This window comes from Microvirga zambiensis WSM3693, from assembly GCF_016735695.1.
In the GTDB taxonomy this organism is placed as follows: Bacteria; Pseudomonadota; Alphaproteobacteria; order Rhizobiales; family Beijerinckiaceae; genus Microvirga; species Microvirga zambiensis.
The window spans coordinates 58,256-72,047 of the sequence record NZ_JAERQD010000015.1; the positions used below are offsets into that span (position 1 = coordinate 58,256).

The 13,792-nt window shown below is 63.1% G+C and carries 13 protein-coding genes; 11 read left to right on the plus strand and 2 right to left on the minus strand.

Annotated elements, in window-relative coordinates:
- Nucleotides 1-9: 9 nt before the first annotated feature.
- Nucleotides 10-1,173: an efflux RND transporter periplasmic adaptor subunit gene (locus JKL46_RS13530; protein ID WP_201833559.1), complete on the minus strand. Its 1,164-nt coding sequence runs from the start codon at nt 1,171-1,173 to the stop codon at nt 10-12.
- A gap of 115 nt (nt 1,174-1,288) precedes the next feature.
- Between JKL46_RS13530 and JKL46_RS13535 the strand changes: the two genes are divergently transcribed.
- From JKL46_RS13535 to JKL46_RS36855, 6 genes are all read left to right on the plus strand, one after another.
- Nucleotides 1,289-1,618, plus strand: a complete 330-nt coding sequence (locus JKL46_RS13535) for a hypothetical protein (protein ID WP_201833561.1) — start codon at nt 1,289-1,291, stop codon at nt 1,616-1,618.
- Nucleotides 1,619-1,692: 74 nt separating this feature from the next.
- Nucleotides 1,693-2,526, plus strand: coding sequence for an adenylate/guanylate cyclase domain-containing protein (locus JKL46_RS13540; protein WP_201833563.1), 834 nt, complete (start codon nt 1,693-1,695; stop codon nt 2,524-2,526).
- 94 nt (nt 2,527-2,620) lie between these two features.
- A complete protein-coding gene (ampC, locus tag JKL46_RS13545; RefSeq protein WP_201833565.1) occupies nt 2,621-3,808 on the plus strand; it encodes a class C beta-lactamase in 1,188 nt (395 codons plus the stop codon).
- An 87-nt stretch (nt 3,809-3,895) separates the two neighbouring features.
- Nucleotides 3,896-4,750 carry an alpha/beta fold hydrolase gene (locus JKL46_RS13550; protein ID WP_201833568.1) on the plus strand — a complete coding sequence of 285 codons (855 nt, stop codon included), beginning with the start codon at nt 3,896-3,898 and terminating at the stop codon, nt 4,748-4,750.
- Nucleotides 4,747-5,745, plus strand: coding sequence for an ornithine cyclodeaminase family protein (locus JKL46_RS13555; protein ID WP_201833570.1), 999 nt, complete (start codon nt 4,747-4,749; stop codon nt 5,743-5,745). Before JKL46_RS13550 ends, JKL46_RS13555 begins: the two co-directional genes overlap by 4 nt.
- 254 nt (nt 5,746-5,999) lie before the next feature.
- Entirely contained in the window at nt 6,000-6,176 is a 177-nt protein-coding gene (locus JKL46_RS36855; RefSeq protein WP_201833572.1) for a lipoprotein, read from the plus strand.
- A 91-nt stretch (nt 6,177-6,267) separates the two neighbouring features.
- Here JKL46_RS36855 and JKL46_RS13565 read toward each other — a convergent pair whose 3' ends face one another.
- Nucleotides 6,268-7,458 (minus strand): amidohydrolase family protein, encoded by a 1,191-nt coding sequence (locus JKL46_RS13565; protein WP_201833574.1) that lies wholly within the window; start codon nt 7,456-7,458, stop codon nt 6,268-6,270.
- 175 nt (nt 7,459-7,633) lie between these two features.
- On the opposite strand from JKL46_RS13565, the gene JKL46_RS13570 reads away from it, so the two are divergent.
- From JKL46_RS13570 to JKL46_RS13590, 5 genes are all read left to right on the plus strand, one after another.
- Complete coding sequence (locus JKL46_RS13570; RefSeq protein WP_201833576.1) at nt 7,634-8,341, plus strand: GntR family transcriptional regulator; 708 nt, start codon at nt 7,634-7,636, stop codon at nt 8,339-8,341.
- 206 nt (nt 8,342-8,547) lie between these two features.
- Nucleotides 8,548-10,116 carry an ABC transporter substrate-binding protein gene (locus JKL46_RS13575; RefSeq protein ID WP_201833578.1) on the plus strand — a complete coding sequence of 523 codons (1,569 nt, stop codon included), beginning with the start codon at nt 8,548-8,550 and terminating at the stop codon, nt 10,114-10,116.
- A 56-nt stretch (nt 10,117-10,172) separates the two neighbouring features.
- A complete protein-coding gene (locus tag JKL46_RS13580) occupies nt 10,173-11,144 on the plus strand; it encodes an ABC transporter permease (RefSeq protein ID WP_201833580.1) in 972 nt (323 codons plus the stop codon).
- Nucleotides 11,141-12,055, plus strand: coding sequence for an ABC transporter permease (locus JKL46_RS13585; RefSeq protein WP_201833582.1), 915 nt, complete (start codon nt 11,141-11,143; stop codon nt 12,053-12,055). The genes JKL46_RS13580 and JKL46_RS13585 overlap by 4 nt, the downstream gene beginning before the upstream one ends.
- On the plus strand, nt 12,052-13,782 hold the full coding sequence (locus JKL46_RS13590) for a dipeptide ABC transporter ATP-binding protein (RefSeq protein ID WP_201833583.1): 1,731 nt from the start codon (nt 12,052-12,054) through the stop codon (nt 13,780-13,782). The genes JKL46_RS13585 and JKL46_RS13590 overlap by 4 nt, the downstream gene beginning before the upstream one ends.
- The last annotated feature ends 10 nt before the right edge of the window (nt 13,783-13,792 follow it).

Below are 13,792 nucleotides of genomic sequence, written 5' to 3' on the forward strand. Positions count from 1 at the left end.
GCCTCTCCGTTATGGCTCGGCAGGCGCCGCGGAGGCGACTTTGCCGGCGACCACCGTCACAGCCCGCCCGGGCGTGGCGTTCTGGAGACCGTCGATGATGACACGGTCCGAATTAGCCACTCCGGAGTTGATGGCTCGCAGCCCATTCTGCGATGGACCGAGGCTCACGCGACGCATCGCGACGTTGCTGCCCTCATCCACGACCATCACATAGGGGCCTACTTGGTCGGCACTGACGGCCGCCTCAGGCACCATTGGTGTCGGCTTGGGTGGGCCGAGCGGAATGCGCAGGCGGACGAAAAGACCGGGAATAAGCTGGTTCTTCGCGTTGTGGAACACGGCGCGCGCCTGGAGCGTCCCGGTCGTTGCGTCCATGACGGGATCGACGAAGTCGAAATGCCCCTGGATCGGCGTTCCCGTCTCGCTGGAAAGACCTGCAAAGACCGGCACGGTCTGAAGCGCCTCCCGTGTCAATCCGCGCTCGCGCATCGCCTGCTGAAGACGGGGAATATCCCGCTCGTTGATGGTGAAATAAGCATAGATCCGGTCGAGCTGCGAGATCGTCGCCAGCTTGGTGGGACCGCCGGCACCGACGAGGCTGCCCGGATCGACGAGACGGCGGCCGATGCGGCCGGAAAACGGCGCCTCGATCTTGGTGTAGCCGAGATTGATCTGAGCCGTCTTGAGGTTCGCCTGGGCCTCCGCCACCGCCGCGCGTTCCGAGTCCCGATCCGCCAGCGCCTTGTCGTAATTCGCCTGCGTCGAGACGAATTGTTTCTGCAGCGTCGTCTGACGCTCGAGCTCGGCCTCGGCGCTCTTGAGAAGAGCCTGATGCTGATCGATGGTAGCCTGGGCCAAATCGACCTGTGCCTGATATTGCTCCGGCTCGATCAGGAAGAGCACCTGCCCCTTCTGGACATCCGCTCCATCGGTAAAACTCGCTTCCTGCAGAAAACCGGAGACTCGGGCCATGAGATCGACGCTGAGAACGGCCGCGGTCTGCCCTGTGAAGATCGCCTCGTCCTGAATCTGCTCGACCAGCGGCGGCGCCACGGTCACTTTGGGTGGCGGCGGCGGTGTGAACGTTGCTTTTTGATTGCACGCCGCCAACGCGGTCAAAAGGGCAACAGCGAATATCCGCGCGACGGCAACGCCATGTGCAGACCGCTGCATTCACGCCTCCGAGGGACGGTCGCGACGGTGATGCCGGGAGCAGCGAGATTCGAGGATATGCCAAGCATTGTCAAGCTGCGCCCTAAGGGGTAAAATTGTACCAAGGGAGTGTCCGATGATCCGTTTTCTGGTTGGCGGTTCGGCCCTGTTCCTCGTCACAACCGCCATGGCTGCCGACGGACTTCCTCGCCTCTCGGCGGAAGCGTCCTGCCGCACTGTTCAGCGTCTCGAAGCACTGCCGCAGCCGGTCTTCGAAGCCTGTATCCAGGATGAGAAGAACGCCGAGAGTCAGCTCGCAGGCGGCATATGGCAACGGGCGAAGGCCTCCTCTCGGGAGACCTGCACGTCGAACCAGCAGGGCACCGCATCTCAAAGCTATGTCGAGCTTCTCACCTGCGTGCAGATGATGGAGAAAACGACATTGCAGCCAACCGCACCGAAGTAAGGAAATATGATTACACACATCCCAGAGCTGGGCGCTTTATGGGCTTTGGCGAATTCCGCGTTATCATCCCATCCATGACAGAGAAGCTGAAACGGCGGTTGACCACCGTCCTGTGTGCCGACGTCGAGGGCTATTCGCGCCTGATGGAGGTGGACGAGGCCGGCACGTTGACAACCCTGCGCCGGTACCGCGACGCGATGGCGGCCCTGGTCTCGCGCCACGATGGGCGGATCGTGAACACCTGGGGCGATGCGGTCATCGCTGAATTCCCCAGCGTAGTCGAGGCGGTGCAATGCGCGGTCGAGACCCAGCGGGAGCTTTCAGGCCAAGACCCGCATCTGCCTGAGGCGCAGCGCATGCGTTTTCGCATTGGGATCAACCTGGGCGACGTGATGGTCGACGGTGCGGACATCTATGGCGATGGCGTCAATGTCGCCGCAAGGCTCCAGGAAATGGCCGAGCCAGGCGGCATCCTGATATCAGGGCCCGTCTACGACCAGGTCCGCAACAAGCTCACCGTCGGTTTCGATTATCTCGGCGAACGGCAGGTGAAGAACGTCGCCTCTCCCGTCACGAGCTATCGGGTGACGCTCGGAAGCAGGCCAGTCGATCAGGTCGGCACCGAGAGGGACGGCGCACGCGCCCCATCCAGCATCGCTACCGTGCCATTGCGCGAAAAAGCCGATGCAAGAACATCGGCGCCAGGAATCTCCAACCTCCTGGCCGGCATGCCGCGCCCTCTTCGCGCAGCCATCCTGATCAGCGCGTTCCTGTTTCTGATCAATCTCTTCAGCGGATTCCATGAAATCTGGTTCCATTGGCCCGCTCTCTCCATCCTGTTCATCGCCCTCCTCTTGGTAGGATTGCGGCGCAAGCCGGAGGAGCGCGACCGGACTGGTCGTCGCTGAGGCCGTTCAGCCCGACAATCAGCAAAGCCGGTATGGACCCCTGTCCCATTGCCCGTTATCAGACATCACATTCCGCAGCATGCAGAAAACCCTTATGCGATCCGTTTCCGTATCGAAGATCGGCGTCTTCGCGGCCATTCCCCTGCTTCTCGTCACGAGCGCGCGTGCCGCAGAAGAGCGCGGACCGCGCCGGCTCGAGCGTGTCGTCGACGAGGTGATCGCACCGATCATGAAGGAGAACGGCGTGCCCGGAATGGCAGTCGCCGTCACGGTCCAGGGTAAGCAGTATTTCTTCAATTACGGTGTCGCGTCGAAGGAGACCAGGCTTCGGGTGACTCAAGACACGATTTTCGAGATCGGGTCGATCAGCAAGACCTTCACCGCCACGCTTGCCGCCTACGCGCAGCAACGTGGGGCTTTGTCTCTCGGCGACAGCGCGAGCAAACATCTGCCACAACTCTCCGGCAGCAGCCTCGACAGGATCAGCCTGCTCGATCTCGGGACCTACACGGCAGGCGGCCTGCCGCTGCAATTTCCCGCTGGCGTCACGCAGGATACGATGATCGCCTATTACCGGAATTGGCGCGCCACATACGATGCCGGAACCTACCGGCTCTACTCCAATCCGAGCATCGGCCTTTTCGGCCATCTCACGGCCAGGAGCCTGGGCCGGCCTTTCGACGACCTGATGGAGCAGACGCTGTTTCCGGCGTTCGGACTGACCCGCACCCATATCGATGTCCCCCCGGATCGGATGGGCAGCTATGCCTCCGGCTATTCGAAAGCCAACAAGCCCGTTCGCGTGACACCCGGCGCTCTGGCCTCGCAAGCCTATGGGGTCAAGACGACATCATCCGACCTGATCCGGTTCGTCGAGGCGAACATGAACGGCGCGGCGCTGGCAGAACCCTTTCGCCGTGCGATCGCCACGACCCATACCGGCTATTACAAGATCGGCGACATGATTCAGGGTCTGGGTTGGGAGATCTATGCCTCCCCGACCGATCTCGACAGACTGCTGGCCGGAAACTCCTCTCAGATGGCGACCAAGCCCCAAAGGGCGAGCAAGCTCGATCCGCCGCTGCCGCCACAGGAATGGGTGCTGATCAACAAAACCGGCTCGACGAACGGGTTCGGCGCCTATGCCGCCTTCATTCCTGCGAAGGACATCGGCGTCGTTATGCTGGCAAATAAGAATTATCCTGTTCCGGCACGGGTGAAGGCCGCCTACCGAATCCTGATGGCATTGGACAGCCTCTCCGGCGTAGTGGACGCCGAGTGAGAAAGTCGTCTTTTCTTAAGCCTCTCCACTTGCGCCGTCGCCGTTTCGTGTAAGCTGCTGCCATTCGCTAAAGAGGGTCCCTACCGCATGACCAACCAGCTGATCGCGGCCCGCGACCGCTTCACTGCCGCTCACCCCGAGCAGCGCATGACCGTGAGCGGCCGCGAATGGGGCTATGTCAGGGCCGGCGAGGTTGGCCCGGCCTTGCTGCTCATTCCCGGCACGCTCGGCCGCGGCGACATCTTCTGGCATCAGATCGAGGCGCTGCGGAACCGCGCGCGCATCGTCGCCCTCACCTATCCGAGGAGCGGCGGCATCGCAGAATGGGCAGCCGATCTCGCTGAGCTGTGCGGAGAGCTAGGTCTCGACCGGGTCACCGTGTTGGGCTCGTCCCTGGGCGGCTATCTGGCGCAATATTTCGCGGCAACCTATCCTGAGATCGCCGAGCGCCTGATCGCAGCCAACACCCTGCATTCCGCCAGCGACGTTGCAGCTCGCCCGCCCTATTCCTCCGATCTCGACAATGCTCCGATCGACGAGCTCCGCGCAGGCTTCGGACGCGGTCTCGGCCTGTGGCGCGAGAGCCATCCCGAACAAGCGGAACTGGTCGACCTGCTGATGGCGGAGGTCAACGGGCGGATTCCGGAGCCGGAGCTTCGGACACGGCTGAATGCATTGAAGCATGCGCCTGAGCTGCCACCGGTCGAGATGCCGCGAGAGCGGATTGCAACCATCGAAACCACCGACGATCCCCTGATCCCGGAGACGATGCGCCGGGCTGTCCGCGCTCGGCTCGAACCATCGATTGCCTATCGCTTCGAATGGGGCGGGCACTTTCCGTATGTCACGCGGCCGGGTCTCTACCTGTCGCTTCTGGAAGAACAACTCGGCCTGCCCGTCACAGGGGAAGACTGGGGCGAAGAGGAGTTGCGCACGCGATGATTGTCCTGTCCGATCGAGATGTGCTCTCGCTGCTGCCGATGACCGATGTGATCGAGGTTGTCGCCAACGCGATGGTCGCTGTTTCCGCAGGCGCGGCCAACCTGCCGCTGCGATCGGTGGTGAATGTGGGCGCACCCAATATGATGGGCGTGATGCCCGGCGCGCTCATGCCAGGCAACGGCCGGATCGATGCCTGCTTCGGCGTGAAGCTGGTGAGCCTCTTTCCCAACAATCCGGATGCCGGGTACTCGTCCCACCAGGGAGCCATCGTCCTGTTCGAGCCGCAGCATGGTTCGGCAATCGCCATAATGAATGCCGGGCTTCTGACGGCAATTCGCACGGCAGCCGCAAGTGCCGTGGCGACGCGGGCGCTCGCCCGGCCCGATTGCAGCACGTTTGCCATGGTCGGCGCTGGAGAGCAGGCCGAGCATCATCTCGAGGCCATGCTTTGCGTGCTGCCATCCCTGCGCGAACTGCGCGTGGCCGGACGCCGGCGCGAGAAGGCAGAGGCCTTCGCCTCGCACGCCGCTCAGTGTTATCCCGGCCTTGCTGTCGATGTCTTCGATGATGTGCGCCGCGCCGTCGACGGCGCGGACCTCATCTGCACGGTTACCTCATCGCCTGAACCGGTATTGATGGGTGACTGGGTGGCACCTGGCACACACCTGAATGTGGTCGGCGCCTCGATCCCTTCGAAGCGCGAGATCGACGAGGACATGGTCGCCATCTCACGTCTCTATGTCGATTATCGCCCTTCCACCTTCGCTCAGGCCGGCGAGGTTATTCGTGCCATCGAGAGCGGACGCATCGGTCGCGATCATGTGCTGGCCGAGATCGGCGAGGTGATTGCCGGAAAGGTCGCCGGTCGGACCTCGCCCGATGAGATCACACTCTACCGCTCTCTCGGCATCGCAGCCCAGGACCTCGCCTGCGCAAACCATTGCCTGCGCGAGGCAAAGGCCCGCGGCCTGGGCATCGAGGCGTCGCTCGATTGAAGGAGATGCCGCCACTCGGCGATCGCTGCACTTCCGTGGCTCCCAATCCCAGGCGCGCTGTTCTGCCCCTCCTTGTTTGACAATTTGAGACAGTAGATTGTCATTTAGAGACAGCAGAAAGCATAATTTTTCTCAAGCTTCGACGAGCATTGCATAAGTATCGATTGCTGCTCTACGGTGATCTGCTTAGCATCGCTAGCTCTCAGCCAGAACGCCAAGCGGCGCACACGGCCTGTGAGGTCGAAGGGGGTTTCATGAAGCGGATCGTGTTCATATTCACAGCAGCGGCTCTGTTGGCCGGCTGCATGTCGAGTTCGGAATCAGAAAGCCACATGCCGAACTACGTCACATCGCAAGCCTTCCAGGGCCCGGCGATCAGGAACGACACCTTTGGTGGCGCCGCAATGTCAATGCGGGGTCTTCCGCGATAATCGCGCGACCCGCTCGTGGCATTTGGCCACGAGTGGGCTGATGCATTTAGCGTCCCGCGCGCCGCCCATTTGAGGCGCTCGCGAATTCGCATCAAGGGACTTCGGCCAATGCGATGCCGTCGCGGGCGGTGATCTTTCCGCTCTTAAGCACCATTTTGCGCGGCCGACGGCTTACGACGGCTTCTGCCAGCGTCTCACCATCGAGAAGAACCAGGTCGGCCCGATCGCCCGGTTGCAGACCATAACCCTCAAGGCCCATCATCCGTGCACCGCCATAGGTGCAGGTGTCGAGCGCCAGCGCGACTTCATCGTCGCGCCGCAGGTTGTTGCGCAGGCCGACGAGGAATGCGCGCTCCAGCATGTCCGGATTATTGTACGGGCCCCAGGTATCGCGCACTCCATCGGAACCTGCCGCGACGACGATGCCGGCCTCTACGAGGCGCTTGACGGCAGGAGCAGGTCTTGACGCCGGTGCCGTCGTCAGAATGTGGATCTGCGCATCCGCCAAAGCCTCGATCAGCGCCGCCACATAATCCTGATCGCTCATGCCGAGGCAGAAGGCGTGGCTCACTGTGACCTTTCCCTGCAGGCCCAGAGCCTTCGTTCTTTCGATGATCAGCTCCATCGAAAACGCTCCCAGCTCCGCCGGTTCGTGGAGATGGATGTCGACCGGCACGCCATAGCGTTCGGCGAGGCCGAATACGACGTCGAGATGTCCCTTCGGATCGCGGTCGATGGCGGAGGGATCTAGTCCGCCGACAACCTGGGCGCCGAGTTGAAGCGCCCTTTCCATGAGTTCGACAGTGCCGGGCCGAATGAGCATGCCGCTTTGCGGAAAGGCGACGAGCTCGATATCGACGATGTCGCGATAGCGCTCCCGCGTTTCGAGAATGCCCTCGATGCCTGCGACGCCGACCTCAGTGTCCACATCCACATGGGTCCGAATATGCGTCACGCCGAGGGAGGCTGCGAGCACGGCCTGACGGGCCGATTGCCGGGCAGGCTCGATGTCGAGAATCCGCCGCTGCGCGCGCTCGTTCTCGATCTTGTCGATAAGCCTCGGACCGACTTCGTTGCGGTACCAGCCCATGCCGAGAAGCGTCTTGTCCATATGCGTATGGGCTTCGACGAGCCCGGGGATGAGGATGGCCCCACCGCCGTCCATGGTCTCCACGCGGTCCTCGATCGTTTGGCCGTATCCGGCGATCCGCCCGTCGCGGATCGTTACCGACGTTGTCTCGCCGCCCATCGGGCGGATGTTGCGGATCACCAGATTCTTCATCAGCGCCCTCGTTTTAGGGTCCATTCCGCCCAGCATTCCTGCAGGGGGTATTGCGGCGGGTGATAATTTGTATACATTTATGCATACAGAAAGCCAGCCATATCTGGCCTTCCTGAACCACGAGTTTTGTGGAACATAGTTCCTCCCTCAGGTTATTCAGCAAGCCTCGCCCTCGATGAACGCGCCCGTCAGAAAGCCCAAATCAGCCGCCGGCACCCGGAGCGACTCCGTCTATGCCGGTCTTCGCCGCGCGATCATCGAGCAGGCCCTGATGCCGGGCGACAAGCTGACCGAAGATGTCATCGGCGACCGGTTCGGCGTCAGCCGAACGATCGTCAGGACGGCTCTGGCGCGTCTTCATGCCGAGGGCCTCGTCGACATGCAGCCCAACAAGGGCGCGACCATTGCCCAGCCGAGCCTGTCGGAGGCGCAGGACGTCTTCGAGACACGGATGTGCCTTGAGCGCCAAGTCCTTGTCCGACTTGCAGAAAAGGTCACGAACGCGGATATCGAGCGCCTGCAGCAGCACGTCGATCTCGAGACGAAGGCCAATGCCCATGATGGGCCAGCCGCCATTCGCTTGGCGGGAGAGTTCCATATTCTTCTTGCATCTCTTTCAGGGAACGGCGTGCTGGCTCGATACGTGGACGAAGTCGTCTCTCGGTGCTCCCTGATCCTCGCACTCTACAGCCGTCCCCACTCCTCGGATTGCTCGATCAACGAGCACCAGCAGATCATCGATGCCCTTCGGGTCAGGAACAGCCAAGCTGCCATCGATGCCATGGATCACCACCTCAAGGCGGTGACGGACCGGGCGCTCCTGTCGTCCAATTCCGACAAGCACCGCGACATACGGTCCATCCTGGACCGCTACGCTTCCTGACAGCCGGGCGGCAGCGCCTTCCAAAACGATCTACAAAGGCGAAACGTCTCTGAGACGCATGGCGTGGCTTAGGGCTGCCGGCTTCCGTGCGCCCATTTGCCGAAAATTCCGCCAATCGCGGAATTGACGCTCGGCGCTTTGTATGCAAATTTTTCTTCCATTGTATCCAATAAAGAATCCAATCCAGAGGATCTGTGGAGGCCGATATGAGAGCCAGATTTGCTGTTAGCCTGACCGTCGCAGCCGGCGCCCTGATGGGGATGTCGGCAGAGGCCAAGACCCTGAGGTGGGCCTCGCCCACGGACATCACGACGCTCGACCCCTATGCCCATACGGAGAGCTTCACCACCAGCATGCTGCACCACGTCTTCGATCCGCTGGTCCGCCGCAGCCGCACCCTGGAGCTGGAGCCCGCCCTGGCGGTGAGCTGGAAGAATGTGAAGCCCGATACCTGGCGCTTCGAGCTGCGCCGGAACGTGAAGTTCCACAACGGCAACCCGTTCACCGCCGACGACGTGGTCGCCTCGATCACCCGCATCCTCGATCCTGGCGCCCGGGCGCGCGGCAATCTCGCAACGGTGGTCAAGGCGGAAAAGGTCGACGACTTCACGGTCGACATCGTCACGAACGGGCCCTACCCGCTTCTCCTCAACGATCTCGCCGGCATCTACATCCTCGACAAGGAATGGATGGAGGCCAATGGCGCCCTCAAGCCCGGCAACATCGCAACCGGCGTCACGACGGCGGCATCGACCACCGCCATCGGCACCGGACCGTTCAAGGTCGAATCCTACAAGCCCGATTCCGGCACGACCTTCGTGGTCAACCCCGATTGGTGGGACAAGCCGCAGCACAACCTCACCCGCATCGAGTTCAAGCCGGTGAAGTCGGACGCTACCCGCGTCGCCGCCCTGTTGTCGGGCGAGCTCGACCTGATCGCGCCGGCGCCGCTCCAGGATCTGCAGCGGATCTCCTCGTCCCAGGGCTTCAAGGTCATCGAAGAGCCCTCCTTGCGCCTGATCATGCTCTCGCTCAACTTCCGCCCCGAGCTGAAGGCGATGCCGGGACAGAAGAACCCGCTGCTCGATCTCAAGGTGCGCCAGGCCATGTGGCATGCGATCGATCTCGAGACGATCAAGAAGCGCGTGATGCGCGACAAGTCGCGCAATACCGGCACGCTCGTCGCACCGCCCGTCCCGGGCTATGCGAAGGAGAACGATGCACCGCTCGCCTATGACCAGGCCAAGGCCAAGCAGCTCCTGACCGAGGCCGGCTATCCGAACGGCTTCAAGACCAAGCTCAACTGCCCGAACGACCGCTACATCAACGACGAGCAGACCTGCGTCGCCATCGCCTCCATGTGGGCGAAGGTCGGCATCCAGGCGGAACTCCAGACGGAATCCCGCGCGACCTACTTCCCGCGGCAGGATCGCGGCGAGTTCGACGTGTCGATGGTGGGCTGGGCGACCCTGCCGCCGATGGACGGGTTCAGCGTACTCTCGTCGCTGCTCACCGAGCAGAAGGACGGCTATGGCGGCTCCAACGCCGGAGCCTACAGCAATCCCAAGGTCGAGGAACTGACCCGCAAGGCGGCCGTGGAGCTCGACGAGACCAAGCGCCGGGCCATGCTCGTGGAGACGCTCAAGGTCGCGCGGGACAATGTGGCGTACATCCCGCTCCACCAGCAGCCTCTGGCCTGGGCCGTTCGTGACGGTGTCGATGTCCCGCAGTTCCCGGACGAGTATGTCCGCCTGTGGTTCGCCAACATCAAGTAAACCCGCAGCAGGAGACGCGCGGCTCGTCTCGGTGAGACGGGCCGCCGGGAAACGCCATGCTCAAAGTCCTCCTCTCCCGGCTCGGACAAGCCGCCCTCGTCATGCTCGTCGTGTCGGCGGTGTCGTTCGTGATGTTCCGCTATGTCGGCGATCCCGTCGCGACCATGTCGCGGGAGAACGCTTCCGTCGAGGAAAAGGCGGAACTCCGGCGCTCCCTCGGCCTCGATCAGCCGCTCGTGGTCCAGTATGGCCGCTTCCTCGGCCGCACCCTGCGCGGCGATCTGGGGATCAGCTACCGCAATCAGCGGCCGGTGACCGAACTCATCGCCGAGCGGCTTCCCGCCACGCTGGAACTCGTGATCGTCGCGACGATCCTGTCGCTCGCTCTCGGCATTCCGCTCGGCGTGCTCTGCGCCCTTAAACCCAATGGCATTGCAGCCCGATTGGTGCAGGCATTGTCTCTCATCGGAATCTCGACCCCCACCTTCGTGACCGGCATCGTGCTCATCCTCGTCTTTGCGGTGTCGCTCGGCTGGCTGCCCTCCTTCGGACGCGGACAGGTCGTCGATCTCGGCTGGTGGTCGACGGGCTTTCTCACCATCAGCGGTCTGAAGTCGCTGCTCCTGCCCGGCATCACGCTCGCTCTCTACCAGCTCACCCTCATCATGCGTCTGGTTAGGGCCGAGATGATCGATGTCCTGTCGAGCGACTATATCCGCTTCGCGAAGGCACGCGGGTTGCCGACCCGCTACATCCACTTCCGGCTTGCCTTGAGAAACGCCCTCATGCCGGTCATCACGGTCACGGGTCTCCAGATCGGCTCGCTCATCGCCTTTGCCATCGTCACCGAAACCGTCTTCCAGTGGCCTGGCATGGGCCTTCTCTTCATCCAGGCCGTGAGCTTCGTCGATATTCCCGTCATGGCGGCCTACCTGCTGTTCGTCGGTCTTCTCTTCGTCCTCATCAACACCGTGGTCGACATCCTCTACGCGGTCGTCGATCCCCGCCTGCGCGCGAGGTCCGCATGAAAACGCTTGCCGCCACTCCCGGTCGGTTCATCCGCCTCGGCGCCCCGATCTCTGTGATCGTCGCCGCGATCATAGCGCTCATTCTCGTCGCCTGCGCGCTGCTGGCCTCCTGGATTGCGCCTTACGATCCGACCGATCTCGCCTCGTTCGAACTGATCAATGCCGAGCTGCCGCCCGCCTTCACGGCCGATGGCGATTCTCGCTTCCTGCTCGGCACCGACAACCAGGGCCGCGACCTGCTCTCGGCCATGCTCTACGGTGCACGCGTGTCCATCGCCATCGGCGGCGGTGCGGTCCTGCTCGCCGCCACCCTCGGCGTCACGCTCGGCCTTCTCGCAGGCTACTTCGGCGGCAGGGTCGATGCACTGATCATGCGGGTCGCCGACGTGATCCTGAGCTTTCCCACCATCCTGCTTGCCCTTCTGGTCAGCGGCATCGCACGGGCGATCTTCCCCGGAGCGGCAACGGCGGAATGGGCGCCGGTGATCCTGATCTGCGCCATCGCAATCCATGAATGGGTGCAATATGCCCGCACCGTACGGGCGGCCACCATGGTCGAGACGGCCAAGGACTATGTTCGCGCCGCGAAGGTCATCGGCCTGCCGCCGCGCCGGATCATGCTGCGGCACATCCTGCCCAATGTAATGAGCCCGGTCCTCGTCATCTCGACCATCAATCTTGCAGCGGCCGTTCTCACTGAAGCCACCTTGTCCTTCCTCGGGGTCGGCATGCCCCCAACCTATCCCTCGCTCGGCACGCTCATCCGGATCGGCAACGAGTTCGTCTTTTCCGGCATCTGGTGGATCGCCCTCTTCCCGGCCCTTGCCCTCGTGATCCTCGTGCTTGCCGTCAACATCGTCGGAGACTGGCTCCGCGATCGCTTCAATCCCAAGCTGAGGGTGAAACGATGAACGTGCAATCCACTCCCGTTCTCGCCATCGACAGCCTGCGGGTCGAATATCCCCTTGCCAACGGCAGCGTTTTCACCGCCGTCGAGAACGCATCGCTCATCATCCGCCCTGGCGAGATCCATGCCCTTGTAGGCGAATCCGGTGCCGGCAAGACGACCATCGGCAACACCGTCATGGGCCTTCTCGAAAAGCCCGGGCGCATCGCCGCCGGCAGCATCCATATCGACGGAAAGCGCTTTGACCCTGCCAGGGGCTCGGCGGAGGGCATCGTGCTCGGTCGCGATGTCGGGGCCGTGTTCCAGGATCCGATGACGAGCCTCAATCCGCTCTTCACGATCGAGAGCCAGCTGACGGAAGCGATGCGCTTTCATCTCAGGCTCGACAAGGCAGCGGCCCGAGCCCGTGCGCTCGAGCTGCTGGAATCCGTGGGGATTCCCGAGCCGAAGCGTCGCCTCAAGGCCTATCCGCACCAATTGTCCGGCGGTCAGCGCCAGCGCGTCGTGATCGCGGCTGCGCTCTCCTGCAATCCCAAGCTCGTGGTCGCCGACGAGCCCACGACGGCACTCGACGTGTCGGTTCAGGCGCAGATCCTCAAGCTCCTGCGGGACCTCGCCGACGGCCGCGGCATCGGCATCCTGCTCGTCACCCACAACATGGGCGTCGTCGCCCAGATCGCCGACCGCGTGACGATCATGCATCGCGGCAAGGTCGTCGAGACCGGAACGACGGAAGAGGTTCTGCGCCGGCCAAAGGCATCCTACGCCAAGGCGCTGATCGGTGCGGTGCCGCGCATCGACCAGCGCCTCGACCGGTTCCCCGTTCTGGGCGACGAGGGCAAAGGTCGTGCGGAACGGGCACGTGCGGAATTGCGGGCCAAGGCGGAGCGATCGAATGTCGCCGCCGAAGAAGCGCCGATCCTGTCCGTCGAGAACCTGTGCGTGGACTACACCACCAGCGGCTGGCTCCCTGGCTCGAAGGGCCATCGCTTCCGCGCGGTGGACGGCGTCTCCTTCTCCGTCCGCAGCGGCGAGGTTTTTGGCCTCGTAGGCGAGTCGGGCTGCGGCAAGACGACCATCGCCAATGTGGTGTCGGGCCTCGTGCGCCCCACAGCAGGCCGCGTGCTCTATCGCGGCCAGAGCATCGCCGGCGGTGGCGCGTCCCGCCGGGTCGGACCGCTCCGCCAAGCGATCCAGATGATCTTCCAGGATCCGTACTCCTCGCTCAACAGCCGCATGCGCATCGGCTCGATCCTGTCGGAGCCGATCCTGTTCTATCGCCTTGCCAGCACCCGCGCCGAGGCCGAGAACGATGTTGCCCGTCTCATCGAGGCCGTCGGCCTCGAAGCAGAGGCGGCCGAGCGCTTTCCGCATGCCTTTTCGGGCGGCCAGAGGCAGCGTCTCTCCATTGCGCGCGCGCTCGGAGCGCGGCCGAAGCTGATCGTCTGCGACGAGCCGACCTCCTCTCTCGACGTTTCGGTGCAGGCGCAGATCCTGAACCTGCTGAAGGACTTGCGTGATGCCACGGGCCTGACCCTTCTGCTCATCAGCCACGATCTCGCGGTGGTGCGCCAGATGTGCGACCGCGTGGCGGTGATGAGACAGGGGCAGCTCCTGGAGCAAGCCGATTCCGAGACCCTCTTCGACGCGCCTCAGCATGCCTACACGAAGGAATTGCTGTCGCTCGTTCCCACCCTCGACCGCATCCGCGGCGAAACAAAAGCCGCCTGACCGACCGGAG

Bases quoted from the DNA above. Each gene is read 5' to 3' on its own strand.
- JKL46_RS13550 (WP_201833568.1), top strand. From the start codon at position 3,896: ATGACCAACCAGCTGATCGCGGCCCGCGACCGCTTCACTGCCGCTCAC.
- JKL46_RS13555 (WP_201833570.1), top strand. From the start codon at position 4,747: ATGATTGTCCTGTCCGATCGAGATGTGCTCTCGCTGCTGCCGATGACC.
- JKL46_RS13565 (WP_201833574.1), bottom strand. From the start codon at position 7,458: ATGAAGAATCTGGTGATCCGCAACATCCGCCCGATGGGCGGCGAGACA.
- JKL46_RS36855 (WP_201833572.1), top strand. From the start codon at position 6,000: ATGAAGCGGATCGTGTTCATATTCACAGCAGCGGCTCTGTTGGCCGGC.
- JKL46_RS13590 (WP_201833583.1), top strand. From the start codon at position 12,052: ATGAACGTGCAATCCACTCCCGTTCTCGCCATCGACAGCCTGCGGGTC.
- JKL46_RS13585 (WP_201833582.1), top strand. From the start codon at position 11,141: ATGAAAACGCTTGCCGCCACTCCCGGTCGGTTCATCCGCCTCGGCGCC.
- JKL46_RS13535 (WP_201833561.1), top strand. From the start codon at position 1,289: ATGATCCGTTTTCTGGTTGGCGGTTCGGCCCTGTTCCTCGTCACAACC.
- JKL46_RS13540 (WP_201833563.1), top strand. From the start codon at position 1,693: ATGACAGAGAAGCTGAAACGGCGGTTGACCACCGTCCTGTGTGCCGAC.
- JKL46_RS13570 (WP_201833576.1), top strand. From the start codon at position 7,634: ATGAACGCGCCCGTCAGAAAGCCCAAATCAGCCGCCGGCACCCGGAGC.
- JKL46_RS13575 (WP_201833578.1), top strand. From the start codon at position 8,548: ATGAGAGCCAGATTTGCTGTTAGCCTGACCGTCGCAGCCGGCGCCCTG.
- JKL46_RS13530 (WP_201833559.1), bottom strand. From the start codon at position 1,173: ATGCAGCGGTCTGCACATGGCGTTGCCGTCGCGCGGATATTCGCTGTT.
- JKL46_RS13580 (WP_201833580.1), top strand. From the start codon at position 10,173: ATGCTCAAAGTCCTCCTCTCCCGGCTCGGACAAGCCGCCCTCGTCATG.
- ampC (WP_201833565.1), top strand. From the start codon at position 2,621: ATGCGATCCGTTTCCGTATCGAAGATCGGCGTCTTCGCGGCCATTCCC.